We start from the raw sequence: 19,853 nt of genomic DNA, 5'->3' as shown, positions 1-19,853 counted from the left end.
GAGGTGGCCGATGCGTGGACGTGCGGACACGTGCGGGCTGCACGCCCCCTTCGCCCGCCCGGCGGCGTGCCCGGGGACCCCGGTGCGTCCGCAGTTCCACGAGGACCACGGCCGACCGCGGCCTCCCCCGGCGCGGCGCTGCGTGACCTGGGTCGCGTGGACGCTCCCGGGGGCGTTCGCAGGTTGGTCGGGGCCCGGCCGGCTCCCGTACCGTGGGCGGTCGCGATGAACGACGCCGACCTCTTCGACCTCTTCTACAAGGACGCCCGCACCGGGCTGCTGCTGCAGACCTACGCGCTGACGGGCGACCTGACAGCCTCGCGCGCGGCCGTGCGGGACGCGTTCGTCGTCGCCTGGCACCACTGGCGCAAGGTGCAGCGCCTCGACGACCCCGAGAGCAGCGTGCGGCCCCACGCCTGGCAGTACGCCCAGCGCCGTCACACCGCGCGCATCTGGCACCGCGAGAAGGGCGTGCCCGCCGCGGCCGCCGCCACCCTCGAGGCGCTGAGCCGGCTCACGGTCACCCAGCGCAAGGCCCTGCTGCTCACCTCGCTGGCCGGACTCGAGCTGCCGCAGGCCGCCCGCGAGATCGGTCTCCCGCGCGAGGAGGCCGAGCGCGAGCTGGCCGGCGCCCTCGAGGCCTTCGTCGCGGCGCGTGGGCTCCGCGCTGCCGAGGACGGTGGCGCCGAGGGGCTGGCACCGTTGCGCGCCGTGGTCGAGGGGGTGCGCTGGCCGCGCGCCACGATCGTGCGCCGCGCCGGCTCGCGACGCCGCCGGGTGCACACCACGGTGGGTGCCGCGGCCGCCGTGGCCGCGGTGCTCGTGAGCGGCACGCTGGTCACCGACGCCGCGGGCGTGCGCGCCGACCTGGACCGCGACGCCGTCCCACCTGCCACCGCGCCCTCCTCCCAGGCGCCGCCCACGCGCGAGATCTCCCTGACCGCCGACGAGCTGATCGGCCAGCAGCAGCTGCGCTCCGCCACGGCGCGCCGCACCTGGGCCACGCGCTCCACCACCATCAACGACGAGGGCAACGGCCTCGTGGTGCCGTGCCAGCAGGAGCGGTACGCCGACCCGCGCGGCGTCGCCACCTGGGAGCGCACCTTCCGCAGCCAGACCGACGGGCAGCCGGTGCTGGACGCCGTCCAGACCGCCGAGCTCTCCCGCACCGAGCAGGCGGCCGGTCGGGCGTTCACCACCGCCCGCGACTGGTACGGCACGTGCGCCGAGGAGCGCACGCAGCTGCTGAGCACCACCCGGGTGACCGGCCTCGGCGACCAGGCCATGCTCTTCGCCGTCCGGTCGTGGGAGGCACCGGTGACCACCAGCGTGGTCGGCGTGGCCCGCACCGGCGCCCTGGTGACGACGACCGCCACCCGCCTGGAGAGTGACGAGGCACCTGACCTGGCGGCGGTGCAGCGTCTGCTCAGCGCCGCGGTCTCCCGCCTGTGCGGCCTGCCCGAGGGCGGCTCCTGCGTCGCCGGTGCCAGCCTGCAGCCGGCCGCGCCCCTGCCCGCGGGACCCGCCCCCGGCCTGCTGTCCGAGATCGACCTCCCGCCGGTGAGCAACGTCGAGCGCCCCTGGGTGGGCACCGAGCCCGTGCAGGCCCGCACCAACCCGGCCGCCACCCGCTGCGAGCAGGCCTCCTTCGCCGGTCGCTACCGCGGCGCCACCTGGCGCGACGCCGCCACCCGCACCTTCCTGGTCCCCGAGGCCCGGCTGCCCGCGGAGTTCGGCATCACCGAGACCGCCGGCATCCTCTCGGCCCGCCAGGCCGACGCCTTCGTGGCCGAGGTGCGCGAGCGCCTGGCCGGCTGCGAGGAGACCGACGACGGGCTCGGCACCGAGGTCGAGCAGGTGGCCACCCGCGACGAGGGTGACACCTCGCTCTCCGCGTGGAACGTCACCGTCCAGGTCTCCGACGAGCGCTCGGTGACCTTCCGGATGGCGATCCTGCGCCGCGGCACCGCCGTCGCCCAGCTGACCTTCGTGCCCGCCCAGGACGTCTCCATGCCCCGCGAGGCCTTCCTCGCACTCGCCGACCGCGCTCTCGAGCGGCTGCCCCGGCTGTCCGCCCGCGGCGGGGCCCGGGCCGGGTAATTCCACGCAGCCGGCTGCAACCGGACACCGCCGCCAGGCGTAACCCTGACGAGACACCGGGCATCGGCCCGGACCACCAGCAGGGGAAGGAGGCCGGCATGGACGAGCGGGAGTTCGACGACTTCTACTCGGGGTCGTTCCGCCGGATCACCCACCAGGTCCACGCGATGATCGGCGACCGGGACGAGGCGCAGGAGTGCGTGCAGGAGGCGTTCGTGCGCGCCTGGGCCCACCGCCGCAAGCTCGACCGCGCCGAGCACCCCGAGGCCTGGGTGCGCACCACCGCCTACCGGCTCGCCGTGAGCCGGTGGCGCCGCACCGTGCGGGGCCGTCGCCCGGCCGACCGGGCGCTCGCCGCTCCAGCGGCCACCGCGCCACCGGACGAGTCGCGCGTGGCCCTGGTCGCCGCCCTGCGCCAGCTGCCCGAGGACCAGCGCCGCGCGCTGGTGCTGCACCACCTCGCCGACCTGCCGGTGCGCGAGGTCGCCGCCGAGGTCGGCGCCCCCGAGGGCACCGTCAAGGCGCGCCTGAGCCGTGGCCGCGCCGCACTGGCCGCCCTCCTCACCGACCAGCCCGAGGGTCCGACCCCGGAAGGAGCCCATCATGCCTGAGCACGACCCCGACTCGCAGGACCCGACCGCCCCGGGCGACCCGATCGACCGGCTCGCCCACTTCGACCAGACCCCCGGAGACGAGGACGCCGTGCACCCGCTGCCCGCCGCCGAGGTCCGCCGCCTGGGCGACCGCCGCCGTCGCCGCACGCAGGGCCTGGTGGCCGCCGGCGCCGCGGCCGCCGTGCTGGCCATCGCCGTGCCGCTGACGGTCGTGGGCGGCGGGCAGGGAGCACCGAGCCCGGCCCCCGCGCCGTCCCAGACCCCCACCCAGGAGCCGAGCCCCGACCCCAGCGAGCTGCCCACCGCGGCCGACCCGGTGCCGAACGGGCAGATCGACCTCGACGGGCTCGACCTGACCGCCGGCATGTCGACGAACGACGACGGCAGCCCTGCCCAGATCGGCATCGACGGCGTCGGCGTCGGCCCGCTCGCCCCCTGCAGCACCGGGCCGACGGAGCCCGAGGAGCAGACGCCTGCCGAGCCGGTGCAGCGACTCACGGCCGAGGTCAGCGGCCCCGAGTACTCCGAGGCCCGCGAGGTGCGGGTCTACGAGACCGTCGAGGAGGCCACGGCGGTGCTCGACGCCGTGGTCGCCGACGCCGGCACCTGCCCGCGCCAGGACGTCGGCGGCACCGGCTGGCTGCTGGAGGTCGACGACGGCGGCCTGCCGGGCGACTCGCGACTGCTGGTGCGCACCTACGAGCAGGACGGCACCACCCCCCCGGGCGCGCAGTGGTGGCAGCTGACCCGCGTCGGCCGCGCGCTGGTGCTCGCCAGCACCGGCGGGGAGTTCCTGCCGGGCCCCGGCCTGGAGCAGGGTGTCGCCGAGGACACCGCCGACCTGGTGCCCGTGGTCGAGACCGTCTGCTCCGCCCAGGGCGGCGGTTGCGACGCGCTCGACGGCGACGGCGAGCAGCCGGGGGGCAGCGACACCGTGCCCGCGGACTTCCTGCTGACGGCGGGCTGGCCCGACACGGGCAGCGACGGCAGCGTGCAGGGCCCGGGGCCGGACGTCGAGGCGTTCCCCGTCGCCGCGTGCGGCGAGCAGCTGGGGCAGCCGTCCACCACGGCCGTGCTGACCGCACGCCTCGACGCCCCGGAGGACTACCGCAGCCGCCAGCTGCTGGTGTTCGAGGACGCCCAGCGGGCCATCGACCACGTGACCGACATCGAGGCCTTCTACACCGCCTGCCCGCAGACCCCGCCCACCGCGGAGGGCTTCACCTACTGGGAGTTCCGCCCCAACCTGCTCGGCGGCCAGGCGCTGCAGATCATGGGTCTGCCGGCCACCCCCGAGGGCGCGCCCGGCCCGCTCGGGCTGCAGAGCATCTCGGTGGTGCGGCTGGGCCGCGCGGTCGTCGTCGACCAGATGATGACCGAGGCGTCCGGCTTCGAGGACCAGGTGCGGCGCACCTACCGCGACCAGCAGGCCGCGCTCGGGGAGGTGGTCGAGGCGATGTGCGCCTTCACCGAGGACGGCTGCTGACACGCTCCACCAGCCAGCACGACGACGCCCCGCCCGGCAGCTGCCGGGCGGGGCGTCGTGGTCGAGCCGGGGCTCAGAGGGCCTGCAGGATCTCCCGCATCAGGGCCGCGGTCTCGGACGGCGTCTTGCCGACCTTGACGCCGACGGCCTCGAGGGCCTCCTTCTTGGCCTGCGCGGTGCCGGCCGAGCCGGAGACGATGGCGCCGGCGTGGCCCATGGTCTTGCCCTCGGGGGCGGTGAAGCCGGCCACGTAGCCGACGACCGGCTTGGTGACGTTGTCCTTGATGTAGGCCGCGGCACGCTCCTCGGCGTCGCCGCCGATCTCGCCGATCATCACGATCGCCTTGGTGTCCGGGTCGGCCTCGAACGCGGCGAGCGCGTCGATGTGGGTGGTGCCCACGATCGGGTCGCCGCCGATGCCGATGGCGGTCGAGAAGCCGAAGTCCCGCAGCTCGTACATCATCTGGTAGGTCAGCGTGCCGGACTTGGAGACCAGGCCCACCGGGCCGGTGCCCGCGATGGTGTGCGGGGTGATGCCGGCCAGCGACTCGCCGGGCGTGATGATGCCGGGGCAGTTGGGCCCGATCATCCGGGTGCCGGCGTGGTTGGCCGAGCTCTGCAGGTAGCTCCACACCTCGGCGGTGTCCTGCACGGGCACGCCCTCGGTGATGACCACGAGCAGGCCGATGCCGGCGTCGATGGCCTCGATGCAGGCGTCCTTGGTGAACGCCGGCGGCACGAAGACCACCGAGACGTCGGCGCCGGTCTCGGCCATCGCGTCCTTGACGCCGCCGAAGACGGGCAGCTCGCGACCGGCGAGCTCGACGGTGGTGCCGGCCTTGCGGGCGTTGACGCCGCCCACGATCTGCGAGCCGGCCTCGAGCATGAGGGTGGTGTGCTTGGAGCCCATCCCACCCGTCATGCCCTGCACGATGATCTTGGAGTCCTTGTTCAGGTAGATCGACATTGGTGTTCTCGTTCTCTCTTCCGGTCCGGACTCAGGCGTTGGCCAGCTCGGCGGCCTTGGCCGCGGCGCCGTCCATGGTGTCGACCTGCGTGACGAGCGGGTGGTTCAGCTCGTCGAGGATCGCGCGGCCCTTGTCGACGTTGTTGCCGTCCAGCCGGACGACGAGGGGCTTGGTGGCCTGGTCGCCCAGGATCTCGAGCGCGCCCTTGATGCCGTTGGCCACCTCGTCGCACGCGGTGATGCCGCCGAAGACGTTGACGAACACGCTCTTGACCTGGTCGTCGCCGAGGATCACGTCGAGGCCGTCGGCCATCACCTGGGCGTTGGCGCCCCCGCCGATGTCGAGGAAGTTGGCGGGCTTGACGCCGCCGTGCTCCTCGCCGGCGTAGGCGACGACGTCGAGGGTGCTCATCACGAGCCCCGCGCCGTTGCCGATGATGCCCACCTGGCCGTCGAGCTTGACGTAGTTCAGGCCCTTCTCGGTGGCCTTGAGCTCCAGCGGGTCGGTCTCGTCGGTGATGACGAACGCCTGGTGGTCCTCGTGGCGGAACTCGGCGTTGCCGTCGAGCGAGACCTTGCCGTCGAGGGCCTCGAGCACGTCGCCCTCGAGGCGCGCGAGCGGGTTGATCTCGACGAGCGTGGCGTCCTCCTCGACGAAGACCTTCCACAGCTTCTGCACCAGGGTGACGGCCTGCTCGGTGAGCTCGGCCGGGAAGGCGGCCTCCTCGACGATCGCGCGGGCCTTGGCCTCGTCGACGCCGGTGCCGGGGTCGATCGCGATCTTCTTGACGGCGTCGGGGTTGGTCTTGGCGACCTCCTCGATCTCCACGCCACCCTCGACCGAGGCGATGCACAGGTACTGGCGGTCGGCGCGGTCGAGCAGGAAGGAGAAGTAGTACTCCTCCTGGATGCTCGCGGCCGGCGCGATCAGCACGCGGTTCACGGTGAGGCCCTTGATCTGCATGCCGAGGATCGCCTCGGCGTGCTGCTCGGCCTCGTCCGGCGTCTTGGCCAGCTTGACGCCGCCGGCCTTGCCGCGACCGCCCGCCTTGACCTGGGCCTTCACCACGACGACGCCGAGCTGCTCGGCCGCCGCCCGCGCCTCGGCGGGGGTGTTGGCCACGATGCCGAGCGTCACCGCCACGTCGTGCTTGGCGAAGAGCTCCTTCGCCTGAAACTCCATCAGGTCCACTGGTCCACCATGTCCTTGCAGGGGCGCGCCGAACGGTCGGCCGCCAGGGTCGGGTACCCGGCGCACACTAGTGGCGACCGGCTGGTAGTACGAGCGCGGCCTTCGCGACGTGATGCACGGCATACCGGCTCGACACCCGGCCGACAGCCGGTCACGCAGCCGGTCGTGCGCCCTCCGCGGCTAGCGGACCTCCACGTCGGCGGCGCCGTCGGTCTCCAGACGCGTCCGCACCGCCGCCAGCAGCGCGGAGGGCGCCTGCGCCCCCACGCGCACCTCGTCGACGTCCTCCTGCAGGGCGATCCGCACGAGCGCCTCGGCCCCGAGGGACACGTCGACCCACACCACCTCGTGGCCGGCGTCGCGCAGCTCGCGGGCCAGCGACCCGGCGGCCTCGCCGCCCGCCGCCAGCAGGACCCGACGCCGGCCGTGGGTGGCGGCCTCGTCGGCATCGGCGTCGCGGGGCTCGGTCATGCGAGCCAGCCTAGGAGCCCCGGGCGCGCGGGGCCCCGTGCGAGGCGGTGCGCGTCACGTCGTGGCCCCGGCGGCGGATGTCCACAGGTTCCGTGGACCCGATTTCGGGTGACAGGAGGTATCGGCTAGCCTCCTACGGCGTCGCGCAACCGGTCCATCACCTGGTCGCACGACCCCGACTGTCCGGCAACCTGAGAGACACCTCGTGGCTGATCATCGCGGTTCCCGACGCGGCCCTCGCCGTGCGGACTCGATGACCCTTCGACCCTCCTCGGAGAACTACGTCGGACGACGCGTCGCCGGCCGCTCCTCGACCGACGCCGTACCGGTACCCACCCCGCCGGCAGTCGAGTCCGCCGCGCTCGAGCAGGGCGTCGTCACCGAGGATGCGGCCGTGGTCTTCGAGGTCGATGCGACCCACGTCTTCGAGGACACCCAGGCCACCGCCGCGCTGCCCCTGCGCCCCGCGGTGCCGGGCAAGCGCCGCGCGGTCAAGCACGCCGGCCGTCGCGGCCCCCTCTTCAAGGGCCTGCCCTCGCCCCCGGTGCTCGTGGGCGCGACCGTGCTCGCGATCTCCGTCGGCGGCGCCGTGATCTCCGCCCAGCAGGCCCCGCAGCTGGCCAGCTCCGACGACGTGCGCTCCTACTCCCCCGCCAGCGCCCTCTCGGGCTCCGCGGGCATCGGCCGCGTCGCCGAGCTCGCGCCCCGCAGCACCACCTCGCGCGACTCCAGCCGGCAGGCCCTCGCCGAGACCGCCGACGCCGAGCTCGTGGCTGCTGCCGAGCGCCAGGCCCGCCAGCGCAACGCCGCCCTGGGCGAGCTCGCCGCCGCCGCCGAGAACCAGGCTGCCAAGCTCGCCGAGAACACCTGGGTGCTGCCGCTCAACCCGTCGGTCACCACCGCCGTCTTCGGCCAGGTCGGCCTGTGGGCCACCTACCACACCGGCCTCGACTTCAACGGCGAGACCGGCGACCCGATCATGAACATCGCCACCGGCACCGTCACCTTCACGGGGTACGACGGCTCCTACGGCAACAAGACCGTCGTCACCCTCGAGGACGGCACCGAGATCTGGTACGCCCACCAGACCGAGATCATGGTCTCCGTCGGCGACACCGTCCCGGCCGGCGAGGTGATCGGGACCGTCGGCACCACCGGCAACGTGACCGGCTCGCACCTGCACGTCGAGGTCCGCCCCGGCGGCGGCGACCCGGTCGACCCGTACGCGGCGTTCGTCGTGCACGGCGTCACCCCCTGACGCTGCCTCCTCGACGCGGCTGAGCCCACGGGCTCATGCGCTCGGGCGCTGCCAGGACGCAGGCTCGCCGCATGACCGTCACCGCCCTCCGGGCACCCCTCGCCGTCCCGCTGCTCCTTGCCCGCGCGCTGGGCCTCGTCGTCGCGCTCGCGCTCGCCACGGTCGGCTCCTGGGGCCTGGGGTTCGGCGTCATGACGGCCTGCACGAGCACCACCGCCGCCTGCGGGGTCACCCAGGCCGTGCTGGTGGGTGGGTGGATCGCCCAGGGGGCGCTGCTGGTGGCGGCCGTCGCGCTGTGCCTGCCGCGGTCGGCGCGGGCTCTGCCGCCCGCACGGCTGTTGACCGCGACGCTGCTGGTGCCCGTGCTGGCCGGGGTGCTGTTCGCCGGGACCGCCTGGGTGGCGCCGCGCTCCTACTGCCTGGACCGCAGCGTGGACTACTGCGGGGTGGCGTTGTGAGCCGGTGATCGAGCAGCCCTCCGGTGATCGAGTAGCGCTGTCCCGAGGGACGAGGGACGGCGCGTACCGAGATCCGGTGAGGCGACTGCTGACCTCCACCACGGCCCTCCCCCCGCTCCGCTCGGCGCGGGTTCGTTCCGAGATCCCGTGAGCCGACCGCTCATCGTCGCCTCGGTGCTCGCACCGGTGAGTCAGGGGGTCTCGATGCGCACGTCGCGGGTTCGTCCCTCACCCGCGGTGCTTACTCGACCTTCGCCGCCCACGCGACCCCGCTCGTTCCTCGCGGGGGCGCTGGCGGCTCCGCCGGAGTCACAGCTTCTCCACGGGGGCGTAGCGGAGCAGCAGGCGCTTGACGCCCTCGGAGCCGAAGTCGATGGAGGCCACCTGCTTGTCGCCCTCCCCCTGCAGCGTCACCACGGTGCCCATGCCGAAGGAGTCGTGCAGCACCCGGTCACCGGGGTGCAGGCTGGGGATGGAGCGGGAGGGCTTGGCCTTGGCGGCGGCGTCCGCGCGGGCGGCCGCGGCGCTGAAGTTGCGACGACCCGCCGCCGTGGGCTGACCACCGCCGTAGGAGGAGTCCGCGGCCGGGGAGCGGCTCGCCCAGTCGGGGCGGCCCCACTGCGTCTGGGCGGCCTCGGTGCGCCGCCAGTCCACGAGGTCGACCGGCAGCTCGTCGAGGAACCGCGAGGCCGGGTTGTGCGAGGGCGCTCCCCACGCCGAGCGGACGACGGCGCGCGAGACGTAGAGCCGCTCGCGGGCGCGGGTGAGACCCACGTAGGCCAGCCGGCGCTCCTCCTCGAGCTCGGGCTGGTCACCCAGCGACCGTGAGTGCGGGAAGATCCCGTCCTCAAGACCGGTGAGGAAGACCGTGGGGAACTCCAGGCCCTTGGCGGTGTGCAGCGTCATGAGGGTGACGACGCCGCTGTCCTCGGGTCGGTCGGGGTCGGGCTCGGCGGGGATCTGGTCGGTGTCGGCCACCAGCGCCACCCGTTCCAGGAAGTCGCCCAGCCCGGGCGCCACGAGGCCGGCGTCGACGTCGGCGGGGTCGGCCGAGGGCCCGGCCACCGGGTCGTCGGAGAACTCCCGCGCCACGGCCACCAGCTCGCCGAGGTTGTCGACGCGGGTGGCGTCCTGCGGGTCGTCGGAGGCCTCGAGCTCCTCCAGGTAGCCCGAGCGGGCCAGCACCGACTCGAGGATGACGTCGGCGCGCTCACCGGCCGCCACCATCGACTGCAGCTCCTCGACCATCGCCACGAAGCCGCGGATCTGGGTGAGCGAGCGGGTGGCGATGCCGGGCGCCTGCTCGGCGCGGCGCAGCGCCTCCCAGAAGGTGATCCGCTCCTGGTCGGCGAGCGCGCTCACGCAGGCCACGGCCCGGTCGCCGATCCCCCGCTTGGGCACGTTGAGGATGCGTCGCACCGAGACCTGGTCGTCGGCGTTGGCGAGCATCCGCAGGTAGGCGAGGGCGTCGCGCACCTCGCGCCGCTCGTAGAAGCGCACCCCGCCGACCACCTTGTAGGGCTGACCGGTGCGGATGAACACCTCCTCGAAGACGCGCGACTGGGCGTTGGTGCGGTAGAAGACCGCGACGTCGCCGGCGCGCTGGCCGGCGTCGGTGAGCCGGTCGATCTCCTCGCTGACGAAGCGCGCCTCGTCGTGCTCGTCGTCGGCCACGTACCCGACGATCCGGTCGCCGTCGCCGGCGTCGGACCACAGCCGCTTCTCCTTGCGCCCGCGGTTGTGACCGATCACGGCGTTGGCGGCGGTGAGGATGGTCTGGGTGCTGCGGTAGTTCTGCTCGAGCAGGATCGAGCTGGCCTGCGGGAAGTCCTGCTCGAAGTCGAGGATGTTGCGGATGTTGGCGCCGCGGAAGGCGTAGATCGACTGGTCGGCGTCGCCCACCACCATCAGCTCGGCGGGGTCGACGCGCTCCTGCCCCTCGTGCCCGGGCCGCTCCTCGAAGGAGTCGGCGCACAGCTGGTGCACCAGCGCGTACTGGGCGTGGTTGGTGTCCTGGTACTCGTCGACCAGCACGTGGCGGAAGCGGCGCCGGTAGGTCTCGCGCACCTCAGGGAAGGCCTGCATCAGGTGCACGGTGGTCATGATCAGGTCGTCGAAGTCGAGCGCGCTCGCCTCGCGCAGCCGCTGCTGGTAGAGCGTGTACGCCCGGGCGTAGGCCTCGTCGACGCCGTTGCCGGACTCCGAGGACGCCTCGGCGGCAGCCGCCTCGTGGTCGCGCAGCTCGTTCTTGTGGTTGCTCACCCAGTGCAGCACCGCCCCGGGCTGGAAGCGCCGCGGGTCGAGGTCGAGGTCCTTGAGCACCAGGGTCATCAGCCGCTTCTGGTCGGCGGCGTCGTAGATGGAGAAGGAGGACTTGTAGCCGAGCTTGTCGATCTCCTTGCGCAGGATGCGCACGCAGGCGGAGTGGAAGGTGCTCACCCACATCAGCCGCGCCCGGCGGCCCACGAGCTCCTCGACGCGCTCCTTCATCTCGGCGGCGGCCTTGTTGGTGAAGGTGATGGCGAGGATCGAGCCGGGGTGCGCCCCACGCTCGGAGATCAGCCACGCGATCCGCCGGGTGAGCACCCGGGTCTTGCCCGACCCCGCGCCGGCCACCACCAGCAGCGGCGCGCCGGCGTGCTGGACGGCGGCGCGCTGTGGCTCGTTGAGCCCCTCGAGCAGCATCTCGGCGGTGAGCCGGGCAGGGCTCCGCGGTGCGTCGTCCTCGTCGTCGTGGCGCCCGTCGCGGCGGTCGCTGCGGGGGTGGTCGCGGGGGTCTCGGCGGTCGTCGAAGCCGGGGATCGGGAGGGTGCTCATGCTGCGGCCACCCTACGCGCCGCCACCCCCGGCGCCGGCGGCCGGAGCCCGCCTGTGGAGAGGGCTCAGACGTGCAACGAGGACCACAGCACGGCGACGCAGACGTTGACGACGCTCAGCACCAGCAGACCGGCCCACAGGCCGTTCGGGATGCGCTCCTTGCGGGTGTTGGCCATCACCAGCACCAGCAGCACCAGCCCGATCAGGCCCTTGACGGCGATCTTGGCGTGGTCGACGTCGCCGTCGCCCGCCTCGAGCACGCCCACGAGCGCGATGCCGGTCAGGAACGCGGTGCCGACGCCGTCGCGCATCGCGCCGTTGACCGACTTGACCCCCGGCCCGGCCTGCACCAGGAGCCCGCCGATGAGGGCGGCGAAGCCGAGGATGTGGACGATCAGCAGGATGTGCCGCAGGAGCTCCATGCCAGGAGGTTAGTGCGTCGCGGGCCCTCACGGGGCCACCTGGGTCAGCGCCGGGTCAGCGCCGGCTCAGCGGTCCAGGGCGCTGAAGTGCTGGTAGTCCTGCAGGCTCTGCCAGGCCCCGCCCCACGACCAGCCGATCCGTGCGAACGCCCGGACGGCGACGTCGCCGGGCTGCACCATGCCGGGCCGCACCCGGTCGCGGTCGAGGTAGGCCGAGGCCAGCTCGGGGAGGACCAGGTCGCCGCTCGTGTACGGGTTCTGGAACGGGTTGAGGTCGATGGCCAGCCCGTAGGCGTGCGCCGACCACCGGGTCTGCCCACGCGCTGCGCGACAGACCAGGCCGGCGGTGTTGTTGCCGTCCCCGGTGGGCGCCGCCTCCAGGTCGGCCGTGCCCGGCAGCCGCATCTCCTCGATCGGGAAGTCGGCGCGGAACAGCGTGCGGAAGACGCCGACGACGTCGCGCGCCTCCCCGGCCGCCACCACCAGCTCACCGGTGTGGGCGGCGCCGTCGAACCCGCGGAAGGTGAGCGTCAGGTACCGCAGGTCGGCCAGGGCCACCGGACACCCGGGGCTCCAGGTCGCGCCCATCCGCTCGGCGGTCGCGGGTGTCACCGGACCCACGGTGGCGGCGAACCGCCCGTCGGCGGGCGGCGGCAGCAGGTCGCGCGTGGGGTAGCGGCGCTCGCGCAGGGTGCGCGGCGTCGGCAGCACCTGGCCGAAGCCGTCGTCGCGCAGCGGCAGGGGGCGGGTGCCGAGGGGATAGGTCGAGTACGCGGGCCCGGGCGCGCGTTCAGGCGTCGACGGTGCTGCGGACGCGGAGGGGCCCGCGGAGGGGCCCGCGGAGGGGCCCGCAGAGGAGCCCGCGGAGGAGGGCGGTGGCGACGCCGGGGGCGAGCCCGCCCCGGGCGCTGCGCACGCGCCACCGGCCGCGGCGAGCGCGAGCGCGACCGCGGCACGTCGTCGTCGCGCGGTGGGCACCCGGTCACCCTAGGCTGGTCTAATCTAGAGTGAGTCAATCAAGATTACGACGAAGGAGTGGTCATGACCCTCGCCCCCGCCCGCGAGACCCAGCGACTGCAGGTGCACCGGCTCGGGGCCCGCATCGGCGCCCGCGTGGAGGGAGTCCACCTCTCCGGTGACCTCGACACCGCCACCGTCGCCGAGCTGCGTGCCGCCATCCTCGAGCACAAGGTCGTCTTCCTGCCCGGCCAGCACCACCTCGACGACGAGCAGCACGCCGCGTTCGCCGCCCTGCTGGGCCCCCTCACCACCGCGCACCCCACGGTCAACACCGGCAACGCCCGGGTGCTCTCGTTCAAGGCAAGCCGCGGCATGGCGGCCAACTCGTGGCACACCGACGTCACCTTCGTCGACGCTCCCCCGGCGTTCTCGGTGCTGCGCGGCGTCACCATCCCTGCCTACGGCGGCAGCACCGTGTGGGCCAACACGGTGAGCGCCTACCAGGCGCTGCCCGCCGCGCTGCGCGGCCTGGCCGACGCCTCCTGGGCGGTGCACACCAACGACTACGACTACGCCACCCACAGCGAGGACGGCAGCGAGCAGGAGGAGGCCGACGACCAGTTCTCGCGCAGCGACTTCCGCTCCACGGTCTACGAGAGCGAGCACCCGGTGGTGCGGGTGCACCCGGAGACCGGGGAGCGCAGCCTGGTGCTCGGCCACTTCGTCAAGAAGTTCGTGGGCCTCAACGACCACGAGTCAGCCGTGCTCTACGAGCTGCTGCAGAGCCGGATCACCCGGCTCGAGAACACCGTGCGCCACACCTGGAGCCCCGGCGACGTGGCGATCTGGGACAACCGCGCCACGCAGCACTACGCCGTGGCCGACTTCGACGACCAGCCGCGCGAGGTGCGCCGGGTGACGGTCGCCGGCGACGTGCCCGTCTCTCCCGAGGGGCGCCGCTCGCGGATGGTGCGCGGCGACGCCGCCGTCTACCAGGACCTCGACCGGCTCATCCGCTGACCTCGACGCCGCGCCGGGGCCCTGCCCCGGCGCGCGCGGGCAGCAGGGCCCACAGCGCGGAGAGCACGCCGCACACGGCGAGCCAGACGGCCAGCGGCGGGTCGAGCGAGCCGAGGGGTGCCGCCAGGGCGAAGAGCCCGGCGAACACCCCGATCGGGGCCAGCCACGGCCAGCGCGTCCCCAGGGCCCTGAACGCCAGCGACCACAGCACGTAGGTGGTCGGCGTGGCCACCACCATCGCCACGACCCAGTACTCCATGCAGGCCAGAACGCCGGTGTCCCCGCACTCGTAGTCGCTGGAGGCGATCCACACCCAGGCGTAGCCGGCACAGGCCGCGAGCCCGACCAGGCCGCAGAGCAGTGCTCGCGCGGGCAGGGAGCGGTGGCGGGAGGGAGCCGTCATGGCCCCCACCCTGCCCCGCGCGCCTCCCGGCACGGATCCGCCCGGGTACTCAGCCTGGATCCACCGATTCTCGCCTGCTGCGCGCCACCATGAGGGGCGCTGGCTGCGTTGCCACCGCTTGAAAGACGCCCAGTCTGCCGAGCGCGACGGCGCCTTGCCATCGCACCCTCCTGGTGACCCGCAGCGAACGTCGACAACCGGTGGATCCAGGCTCAGACGCCGGTGCCGTCGGCCAGGCGCAGGAACTCCAGGTGCCGCTCGTACTGGTCGAGCACGTCGTCGATCAGCTGGGTGTGGGAGTAGCCCAGCACGTCGTAGCCCTGGCCACCGTCGCGCAGGTGCACCTCGAGCCGGCTGTACACCTCGTCGCCGCGCGGCGCCCAACCTCCGTAGGCGGGGATCGGCACCGACCGGTGCTGCACCAAGTAGCAGAAGCCGCGGTCGTCGCCCCCCACCTCGGCGGAGAGCTTGATGCCCGGGTGCCCGTGCTCGTCGACGACGCTCGCCACCTCGGCGCCCACCCGCTGCGCCACGAGCTCGGCGGCCACCTCCTCCAGCGCCGGCGTCACGACCTCGGCCAGGAAGTCGTCGGCCTGGCGCCGGTCCGGGAAGCTCATCACGCGCCGCACCCGGGCCTGCCAGGGCACGTGGCGACGTCCCGGCTCGGTGCCGCTGCGGCTGGAGAGCGCTCCCGGCAGGCTGCTGCCGCGGCTGTCCTCCAGGTACGCCTCGAGGCTCAGCGCCTTGTACAGGCCCCACATGACCGCGAGCATCACGAACGCGAAGGGCAGCCCGACGATCACGGTGGCGTACTGCAGCGCGAAGATGTCGCCCGCCGCCAGGATCGCGAGGGTCAGCGCGCCGGTGGCCGTGGCCCAGAAGATGCGCAGCCAGGGGGCGCCGTCGTGCGCGGTGGTGGGCAGCCGTGAGGAGAGGTTGGCCATCACCAGCGCGCCGGAGTCTGCCGAGGTGACGTAGAACAGCAGGCCCACCAGGATCGCGAGGCTGGCCACCACCGGGAAGGCCGGGTACTCCTGCAGCAGCGCCCACAGACCGTCGGAGGGGTCGACCGCCTCCGAAGCGACCGCGGTGAAGGAGGCGTTGCCGCGGCGTATCTCGTCGAGCGCGGCGTTGCCGAAGATCGAGATCCACATGACGATGTAGGTGAAGGGGATGACCAGCGTGCCGACCACGAACTGGCGGATCGTGCGCCCGCGCGAGATGCGCGCGAGGAAGAGCCCCACGAAGGCGGCCCAGGCGATCCACCATGCCCAGAAGAAGAGCGTCCAGAAGCTCATCCAGTCGCCGGTGTCCTCCCAGGCGAAGGTCTGCAGCGTCATGTCGGGGAAGAGCCGCACGTAGTCGCCCACGTTGAGCACCAGCGTGTTGAGCAAGTGGGCGGTGCGCCCGGTGACGAGCACGAAGAGCGCCAGCGCGATGGCGAGCAGCACGTTGAGCTGCGAGATGCGCTTGATGCCCTTCTCCACCCCGCTCACCGCGGAGGCGGTAGCGATCGCGACGGCCAGCACGATCATGGCCGCCTGCGCGGGCAGCCCGAGCGGGATCCCGAAGACCACCTCGAGGCCCACGTTGAGGCTGACGACGCCGATGCCCAGCGAGGTGGCCACGCCGAAGATGGTGCCGAGCATGGCCGCGGTGTCGGTGGCGTGGCCGGCGACGCCGTCGACGCGCTTGCCGATCAGCGGGTAGAGCGCAGAGCGCACGGCCAGCGGGAGGTTCATCCGGTAGGCGAAGTACGCCAGCGCCATGCCCATCAGCGCGTACATGCCCCACCCGGAGATGCCGTAGTGGAAGAGCGTCCACACGGTGGCCTCCCGGGCGGCCTCCACGGTCTCGCCCTCGATGGAGGGCGGCGTGAGGTACTGGGTGACGGGCTCGTAGACGGCGAAGAACATCAGGTCGGTGCCGATGCCCGCGGCGAAGAGCATCGCCGCCCAGGCCCCGGTGCTGAACTCGGGCTGGCTGTGCTCGGGGCCCAGCTTGACCCGGCCGTGCCGCGAGCAGGCGAGGTAGACCACGAAGACCAGCACCGCCGTCGCGAGTGCGATGTAGTACCAGCCGAACCAGGTGGAGACCCAGCCGACGACGCTCTCGAACGTGGTGAAGGCGTGCACCGGCGCGAGCACGCACCACAGCGTGACGGCGAGCGTCACCGCCGTCGCCGCGGCGAAGACGGGCCGGTTCAGCGTGGCGCGCTGCTCGGGATCGGGCGGCAGCGCGGGCGGGGCAGGGGGCGTGGTGTCCAGGTCGGTCATCGGCGGTGCTCCTCGGGGTGGTCCTCGGTGGCGCGGCCGCGACGGCCGACGGGAACGGTGCGGGGGTCGGCGGCGTTGCGGGGGTCTCCCTCGGGCCACAGCGGCATGTCGTGACCGTGCCGGTAGAACGGCACGTCCTCGGGTGCCAGCGGGGTGTGTCCGGCGATCAGGTCGGCGGCCCGCTCGGCCAGCATCATCACGGGGGCGTAGATGTTGCCGTTGGTCACGAAGGGCATGACCGAGGCGTCGACGACGCGGAGTCCCTGCATCCCGTGCACCCCCATGGTGGCTGGGTCCACGACACTAGCGGCTCCGGTGCCCATCGCGGCGGTGCACGAGGGGTGCAGTGCCGTCTCGGCGTCGCGCGCCACCCAGTCGAGGATCTCCTGGTCGGTCTCGACCGAGGGACCGGGCGAGATCTCACCGCCCGAGAACGGAGCGAACGCGGGCTGGCCCAGGATGTGCCGCGCCGCGCGCACCATCTCGATCCACTCCCGCCGGTCGTTCTCGGTCGAGAGGTAGTTGAACTGCAGGGCCGGGTGCTCGAACGGATCGGTGCTCCGGATCCGCAGGTGGCCGCGCACGTCGGAGTACATCGGCCCCAGGTGCACCTGGTAGCCGTGCTCCGAGGCCGGCCGCGAGCCGTCGTAGCGGATGGCGATCGGCAGGAAGTGGAACATCAGGTTCGGGTACTCGACCCGGTCGTTGCTGCGGATGAAGCCGCCGGCCTCGAAGTGGTTGGATGCGCCGACACCGGCGCGCCGGAAGAGCCACTCGGCACCGATCCGTGGCTTGTGGCGGTGCTTGAGCCACGGTGCGATCGAGACGGGTTGGGTGGCGGCGTGCTGCAGGTAGACCTCGAGGTGGTCCTGCAGGTTGGCGCCGACGCCGGGCAGGTCGGCCACCACCTCGATGCCCAGCCCGCGCAGGAGCGCCGGGTCGCCGATGCCCGCCAGCTGCAGCAGCTGCGGGGTGTTGATCGCGCCCCCGCAGAGCACCACCTCGCCGGCCTCCACCGTGGTGGTGGCCGCGTGGGCGCGGCGGGTGCCCCGTGCATAGGTGACACCCGTGACGCGGGTGCCGCGGGTGACCAGGCCGGTCACGTGGGCCAGCGTGCGCACGGTCAGGTTGGGGCGCGAGCGCACCGGGTGCAGGTAGGCGCGGCTGGCGCTGAGCCGGCGTCCGCGGTGCACGTTGCGGTCGAAGGGCGCGAAGCCCTCCTGGCGGTAGCCGTTGACGTCGTCGGTGAGCGGGTGCCCGGCCTGCTGCACCGCCTCCAGGAAGGCCGCGAAGAGCGGCGAGGAGGCCGGACCGCGCTCGAGCACCAGCGGCCCCGAGCCCCCGCGCCAGGCGTCGGCGCCCGCGGTGGAGGTCTCCATCCGCTTGAAGTAGGGCAGGCAGTGCGCCCAGCTCCACTCCTCCAGCCCCGGCTCGGCGGCCCAGCGCTCGTAGTCCAGCGGGTTGCCGCGCTGGAAGATCATCCCGTTGATCGACGACGAGCCGCCGAGCACCTTGCCGCGTGCGTGGTAGACCCGGCGGCCGCCCATGTGCGGCTCGGGCTCGGACTCGTAGCGCCAGTCGTAGAGCGGGTTGCCGATCGGGTAGGGCAGCGCCGCCGGCATGTGGATGAAGGGGTCGAGCCGGGTGTCGGACCGACCCGCCTCGAGCACCAGCACCGAGGTGCCGGGGTCGGCGGAGAGGCGGTTGGCCAGCACGCTCCCGGCCGAGCCGCCGCCCACGACCACGTAGTCGAACCGCTCGGTCACGCGCCCTGCCCCCCGGCCTCGGCCTCCGCCGCGCCGTCGCGGAACCAGCCCGCCGGGGCGGGCCGGGTGTTGTGCCACACGTGCTTGGTCTCGCGGTACTCCGCGAGCCCGGCCAGGCCGAGCTCGCGCCCGACGCCGCTCTGCTTGTAGCCGCCCCACTCGGCCTGTGGCACGTAGGGGTGGTAGTCGTTGATCCACACCGTGCCGTGGCGCAGCCGCGCGGCCACCCGCTCGGCGCGCCCGGCGTCGCGGGTCCACACCGCGCCGGCGAGGCCGTAGATGGTGTCGTTGGCCAGCGAGACCGCGGCCTGCTCGAGGGCCTCGGCGTCCTCCCCGGTGAAGGTCTCGACCGTGAGCACGGGCCCGAACGACTCGTCCTGCACGCAGCTCATGTCGGCGCTGCAGTCGTCGAGGATCGTCGGCGGGTAGTAGAAGCCGTCGTCCCATCCCTCACCCGTGGGACGCTCACCTCCGGCGCGGAGCACTGCTCCCTCCGCGATCCCGGCGGCCACGTAGGCCTCCACCTTCTCGCGGTGCCGGGCGCTGATCAGCGGACCGGTCTCAGCGCGCTCGTCGAAGGGGCCGCCGAGGCGGATGCGGCCGGCGCGGCGCACCAGCTCGTCGACCACCTCGTCGTGCACGGAGTCCTCCACGATCAGCCGGGCACCCGCGGAGCACACCTGACCTGAGTCGAGGAAGATCGCGGTCAGCGCGTTGTCGATCGCGGCCTCGAGGTCGGCGTCGGCGAAGACGACGTTCGGGTTCTTGCCGCCCAGCTCGAGCGCCACCCGCTTCACCGTCGGCGCTGCGGCCGCCATGATCCGCCGCCCGGTCACCAGTCCCCCGGTGAAGCTGACCAGGTCGACCTCGGGCGCCTCGGTCAGCGCGGGCCCGACCCGGTCACCGGCGCCGAGCACCAGGTTGGCGACCCCCGCCGGCAGCCCCTCGGCCGTCAGCGCCTCGACCAGCCACACCGCGGTCGAGGGCGTGAGCTCGCTGGGCTTGAGCACGAAGGTGCACCCCGCGGCCAGGGCCGGCGCGACCTTCCAGGAGGTCTGCAGCAGCGGGAAGTTCCACGGCGTGATCAGCGAGCACACGCCCACCGGCTCGTGCACCACCCGGCTGACGACGTCGGGCATGCCGGTGTCGACCATCCGGCCGGCGTCGGCCTGCGCGAGCCCGGCGTAGTGGCGGAAGACGCCGACGACGTCGTCGACGTCGATGCGCGACTCCACGAGCCGCTTGCCGGTGTCGAGCGACTCCAGCCGGGCCACCTGCTCCTTCTCGGCGACCAGCCGGTCGGCCAGTCGGTGCAGCAGCGCTGCCCGCTCGGGTGACGGGGTGTGCGGCCACGGGCCGTCGTCGAAGGCCCGTCGGGCGGCACGGACAGCGTCGAGAGCATCGCTCTCGCTCCCCTCCGCGACGGTCGCCACCAACGATCCGTCCGCCGGGCAGCGGACCTCCCGCGTCGCGCCGTCCGCGGCGTCGCGCCACTCCCCGTCGATGTACATCCGGCCGGTGTCTGCCACGTCTCCCCGTTCGTCGCTGGGCCCGGATCTCGGGCCCGTCCAACGAACCGGGTTCGCGGCGCTGCGTCAAGCCGAGGTCTGGCCCGGGGCGTGGGGCACCGACCGCCCAGCGCA

General features: G+C 73.4%; 16 protein-coding genes. 6 read left to right on the top strand and 10 right to left on the bottom strand.

What is annotated here, in order from left to right; all coding sequences use genetic code 11:
• The first annotated feature begins 225 nt into the window (after nt 1-225).
• The 3 genes from ABD948_RS05490 to ABD948_RS05480 all read left to right on the top strand — a co-directional run bounded on the left by ABD948_RS05490 (nt 226) and on the right by ABD948_RS05480 (nt 4,200).
• Nucleotides 226-2,100 carry a hypothetical protein gene (locus tag ABD948_RS05490; protein ID WP_345263447.1) on the top strand — a complete coding sequence of 625 codons (1,875 nt, stop codon included), beginning with the start codon at nt 226-228 and terminating at the stop codon, nt 2,098-2,100.
• A 98-nt stretch (nt 2,101-2,198) separates the two neighbouring features.
• Nucleotides 2,199-2,711, top strand: coding sequence for an RNA polymerase sigma factor (locus tag ABD948_RS05485; RefSeq protein WP_345263445.1), 513 nt, complete (start codon nt 2,199-2,201; stop codon nt 2,709-2,711).
• A complete protein-coding gene (locus ABD948_RS05480) occupies nt 2,704-4,200 on the top strand; it encodes a hypothetical protein (protein WP_345263443.1) in 1,497 nt (498 codons plus the stop codon). Before ABD948_RS05485 ends, ABD948_RS05480 begins: the two co-directional genes overlap by 8 nt.
• Before the next feature lie 73 nt (nt 4,201-4,273).
• Here the strand turns inward: ABD948_RS05480 and sucD are convergent, their stop codons facing one another.
• The 3 genes from sucD to ABD948_RS05465 form a co-directional block, all read right to left on the bottom strand.
• Entirely contained in the window at nt 4,274-5,167 is an 894-nt protein-coding gene (gene sucD, locus ABD948_RS05475; RefSeq protein WP_345263441.1) for a succinate--CoA ligase subunit alpha, read from the bottom strand.
• A gap of 31 nt (nt 5,168-5,198) precedes the next feature.
• On the bottom strand, nt 5,199-6,359 hold the full coding sequence (gene sucC, locus ABD948_RS05470) for an ADP-forming succinate--CoA ligase subunit beta (protein ID WP_345263439.1): 1,161 nt from the start codon (nt 6,357-6,359) through the stop codon (nt 5,199-5,201).
• A 180-nt stretch (nt 6,360-6,539) separates the two neighbouring features.
• Complete coding sequence (locus tag ABD948_RS05465; RefSeq protein ID WP_345263437.1) at nt 6,540-6,830, bottom strand: hypothetical protein; 291 nt, start codon at nt 6,828-6,830, stop codon at nt 6,540-6,542.
• A 253-nt stretch (nt 6,831-7,083) separates the two neighbouring features.
• On the opposite strand from ABD948_RS05465, the gene ABD948_RS05460 reads away from it, so the two are divergent.
• Both ABD948_RS05460 and ABD948_RS05455 read left to right on the top strand, forming a co-directional pair.
• Nucleotides 7,084-8,088 (top strand): M23 family metallopeptidase, encoded by a 1,005-nt coding sequence (locus ABD948_RS05460; RefSeq protein ID WP_345263435.1) that lies wholly within the window; start codon nt 7,084-7,086, stop codon nt 8,086-8,088.
• Nucleotides 8,089-8,159: 71 nt separating this feature from the next.
• Nucleotides 8,160-8,546 (top strand): hypothetical protein, encoded by a 387-nt coding sequence (locus ABD948_RS05455; protein WP_345263433.1) that lies wholly within the window; start codon nt 8,160-8,162, stop codon nt 8,544-8,546.
• Between the two features lie 309 nt (nt 8,547-8,855).
• Here ABD948_RS05455 and pcrA read toward each other — a convergent pair whose 3' ends face one another.
• The 3 genes from pcrA to ABD948_RS05440 all read right to left on the bottom strand — a co-directional run bounded on the left by pcrA (nt 8,856) and on the right by ABD948_RS05440 (nt 12,763).
• Nucleotides 8,856-11,231, bottom strand: coding sequence for a DNA helicase PcrA (gene pcrA, locus ABD948_RS05450; RefSeq protein WP_345264471.1), 2,376 nt, complete (start codon nt 11,229-11,231; stop codon nt 8,856-8,858).
• A gap of 197 nt (nt 11,232-11,428) precedes the next feature.
• The gene (locus ABD948_RS05445) at nt 11,429-11,785 is read right to left on the bottom strand and encodes a hypothetical protein (RefSeq protein ID WP_345263431.1); all 357 of its coding nucleotides are present in this window, start codon (nt 11,783-11,785) and stop codon (nt 11,429-11,431) included.
• 66 nt (nt 11,786-11,851) lie between these two features.
• Complete coding sequence (locus ABD948_RS05440; RefSeq protein WP_345263429.1) at nt 11,852-12,763, bottom strand: M15 family metallopeptidase; 912 nt, start codon at nt 12,761-12,763, stop codon at nt 11,852-11,854.
• A gap of 63 nt (nt 12,764-12,826) precedes the next feature.
• Here ABD948_RS05440 and ABD948_RS05435 point away from each other — a divergent pair, with 63 nt between their 5' ends.
• Nucleotides 12,827-13,765, top strand: a complete 939-nt coding sequence (locus ABD948_RS05435; protein WP_345263426.1) for a TauD/TfdA dioxygenase family protein — start codon at nt 12,827-12,829, stop codon at nt 13,763-13,765.
• On the opposite strand, the gene ABD948_RS05430 is transcribed toward ABD948_RS05435, so the two are convergent.
• From ABD948_RS05430 to ABD948_RS05415, 4 genes are all read right to left on the bottom strand, one after another.
• The gene (locus ABD948_RS05430) at nt 13,755-14,168 is read right to left on the bottom strand and encodes a hypothetical protein (RefSeq protein WP_345263424.1); all 414 of its coding nucleotides are present in this window, start codon (nt 14,166-14,168) and stop codon (nt 13,755-13,757) included. The genes ABD948_RS05435 and ABD948_RS05430 overlap by 11 nt on opposite strands.
• Nucleotides 14,169-14,380: 212 nt before the next feature.
• Nucleotides 14,381-16,444: a choline BCCT transporter BetT gene (gene betT, locus ABD948_RS05425; protein WP_345263422.1), complete on the bottom strand. Its 2,064-nt coding sequence runs from the start codon at nt 16,442-16,444 to the stop codon at nt 14,381-14,383.
• Nucleotides 16,441-18,210 carry a choline dehydrogenase gene (gene betA / locus ABD948_RS05420; RefSeq protein WP_345263420.1) on the bottom strand — a complete coding sequence of 590 codons (1,770 nt, stop codon included), beginning with the start codon at nt 18,208-18,210 and terminating at the stop codon, nt 16,441-16,443. The genes betT and betA overlap by 4 nt, the downstream gene beginning before the upstream one ends.
• Complete coding sequence (locus tag ABD948_RS05415) at nt 18,207-19,739, bottom strand: aldehyde dehydrogenase family protein (protein WP_345263418.1); 1,533 nt, start codon at nt 19,737-19,739, stop codon at nt 18,207-18,209. The genes betA and ABD948_RS05415 overlap by 4 nt, the downstream gene beginning before the upstream one ends.
• Nucleotides 19,740-19,853: the final 114 nt, after the last annotated feature.

It is taken from the genome of Nocardioides nanhaiensis (genome assembly GCF_039542785.1).
Lineage (GTDB): Bacteria > Actinomycetota > Actinomycetes > Propionibacteriales > Nocardioidaceae > Nocardioides > Nocardioides nanhaiensis.
Note: the sequence above shows the minus strand (reverse complement) of the source record. Positions and strands in the feature narration are given on the sequence as shown.

What these genes read in the sequence shown, in the direction of transcription:
- ABD948_RS05490 (WP_345263447.1), top strand. Translation starts at nt 226, where the DNA reads ATGAACGACGCCGACCTCTTCGACCTCTTCTACAAGGACGCCCGCACC.
- ABD948_RS05485 (WP_345263445.1), top strand. Translation starts at nt 2,199, where the DNA reads ATGGACGAGCGGGAGTTCGACGACTTCTACTCGGGGTCGTTCCGCCGG.
- ABD948_RS05480 (WP_345263443.1), top strand. Translation starts at nt 2,704, where the DNA reads ATGCCTGAGCACGACCCCGACTCGCAGGACCCGACCGCCCCGGGCGAC.
- sucD (WP_345263441.1), bottom strand. Translation starts at nt 5,167, where the DNA reads ATGTCGATCTACCTGAACAAGGACTCCAAGATCATCGTGCAGGGCATG.
- ABD948_RS05465 (WP_345263437.1), bottom strand. Translation starts at nt 6,830, where the DNA reads ATGACCGAGCCCCGCGACGCCGATGCCGACGAGGCCGCCACCCACGGC.
- ABD948_RS05460 (WP_345263435.1), top strand. Translation starts at nt 7,084, where the DNA reads ATGACCCTTCGACCCTCCTCGGAGAACTACGTCGGACGACGCGTCGCC.
- ABD948_RS05455 (WP_345263433.1), top strand. Translation starts at nt 8,160, where the DNA reads ATGACCGTCACCGCCCTCCGGGCACCCCTCGCCGTCCCGCTGCTCCTT.
- pcrA (WP_345264471.1), bottom strand. Translation starts at nt 11,231, where the DNA reads ATGCTGCTCGAGGGGCTCAACGAGCCACAGCGCGCCGCCGTCCAGCAC.
- ABD948_RS05445 (WP_345263431.1), bottom strand. Translation starts at nt 11,785, where the DNA reads ATGGAGCTCCTGCGGCACATCCTGCTGATCGTCCACATCCTCGGCTTC.
- ABD948_RS05435 (WP_345263426.1), top strand. Translation starts at nt 12,827, where the DNA reads ATGACCCTCGCCCCCGCCCGCGAGACCCAGCGACTGCAGGTGCACCGG.
- ABD948_RS05430 (WP_345263424.1), bottom strand. Translation starts at nt 14,168, where the DNA reads ATGACGGCTCCCTCCCGCCACCGCTCCCTGCCCGCGCGAGCACTGCTC.
- betT (WP_345263422.1), bottom strand. Translation starts at nt 16,444, where the DNA reads ATGACCGACCTGGACACCACGCCCCCTGCCCCGCCCGCGCTGCCGCCC.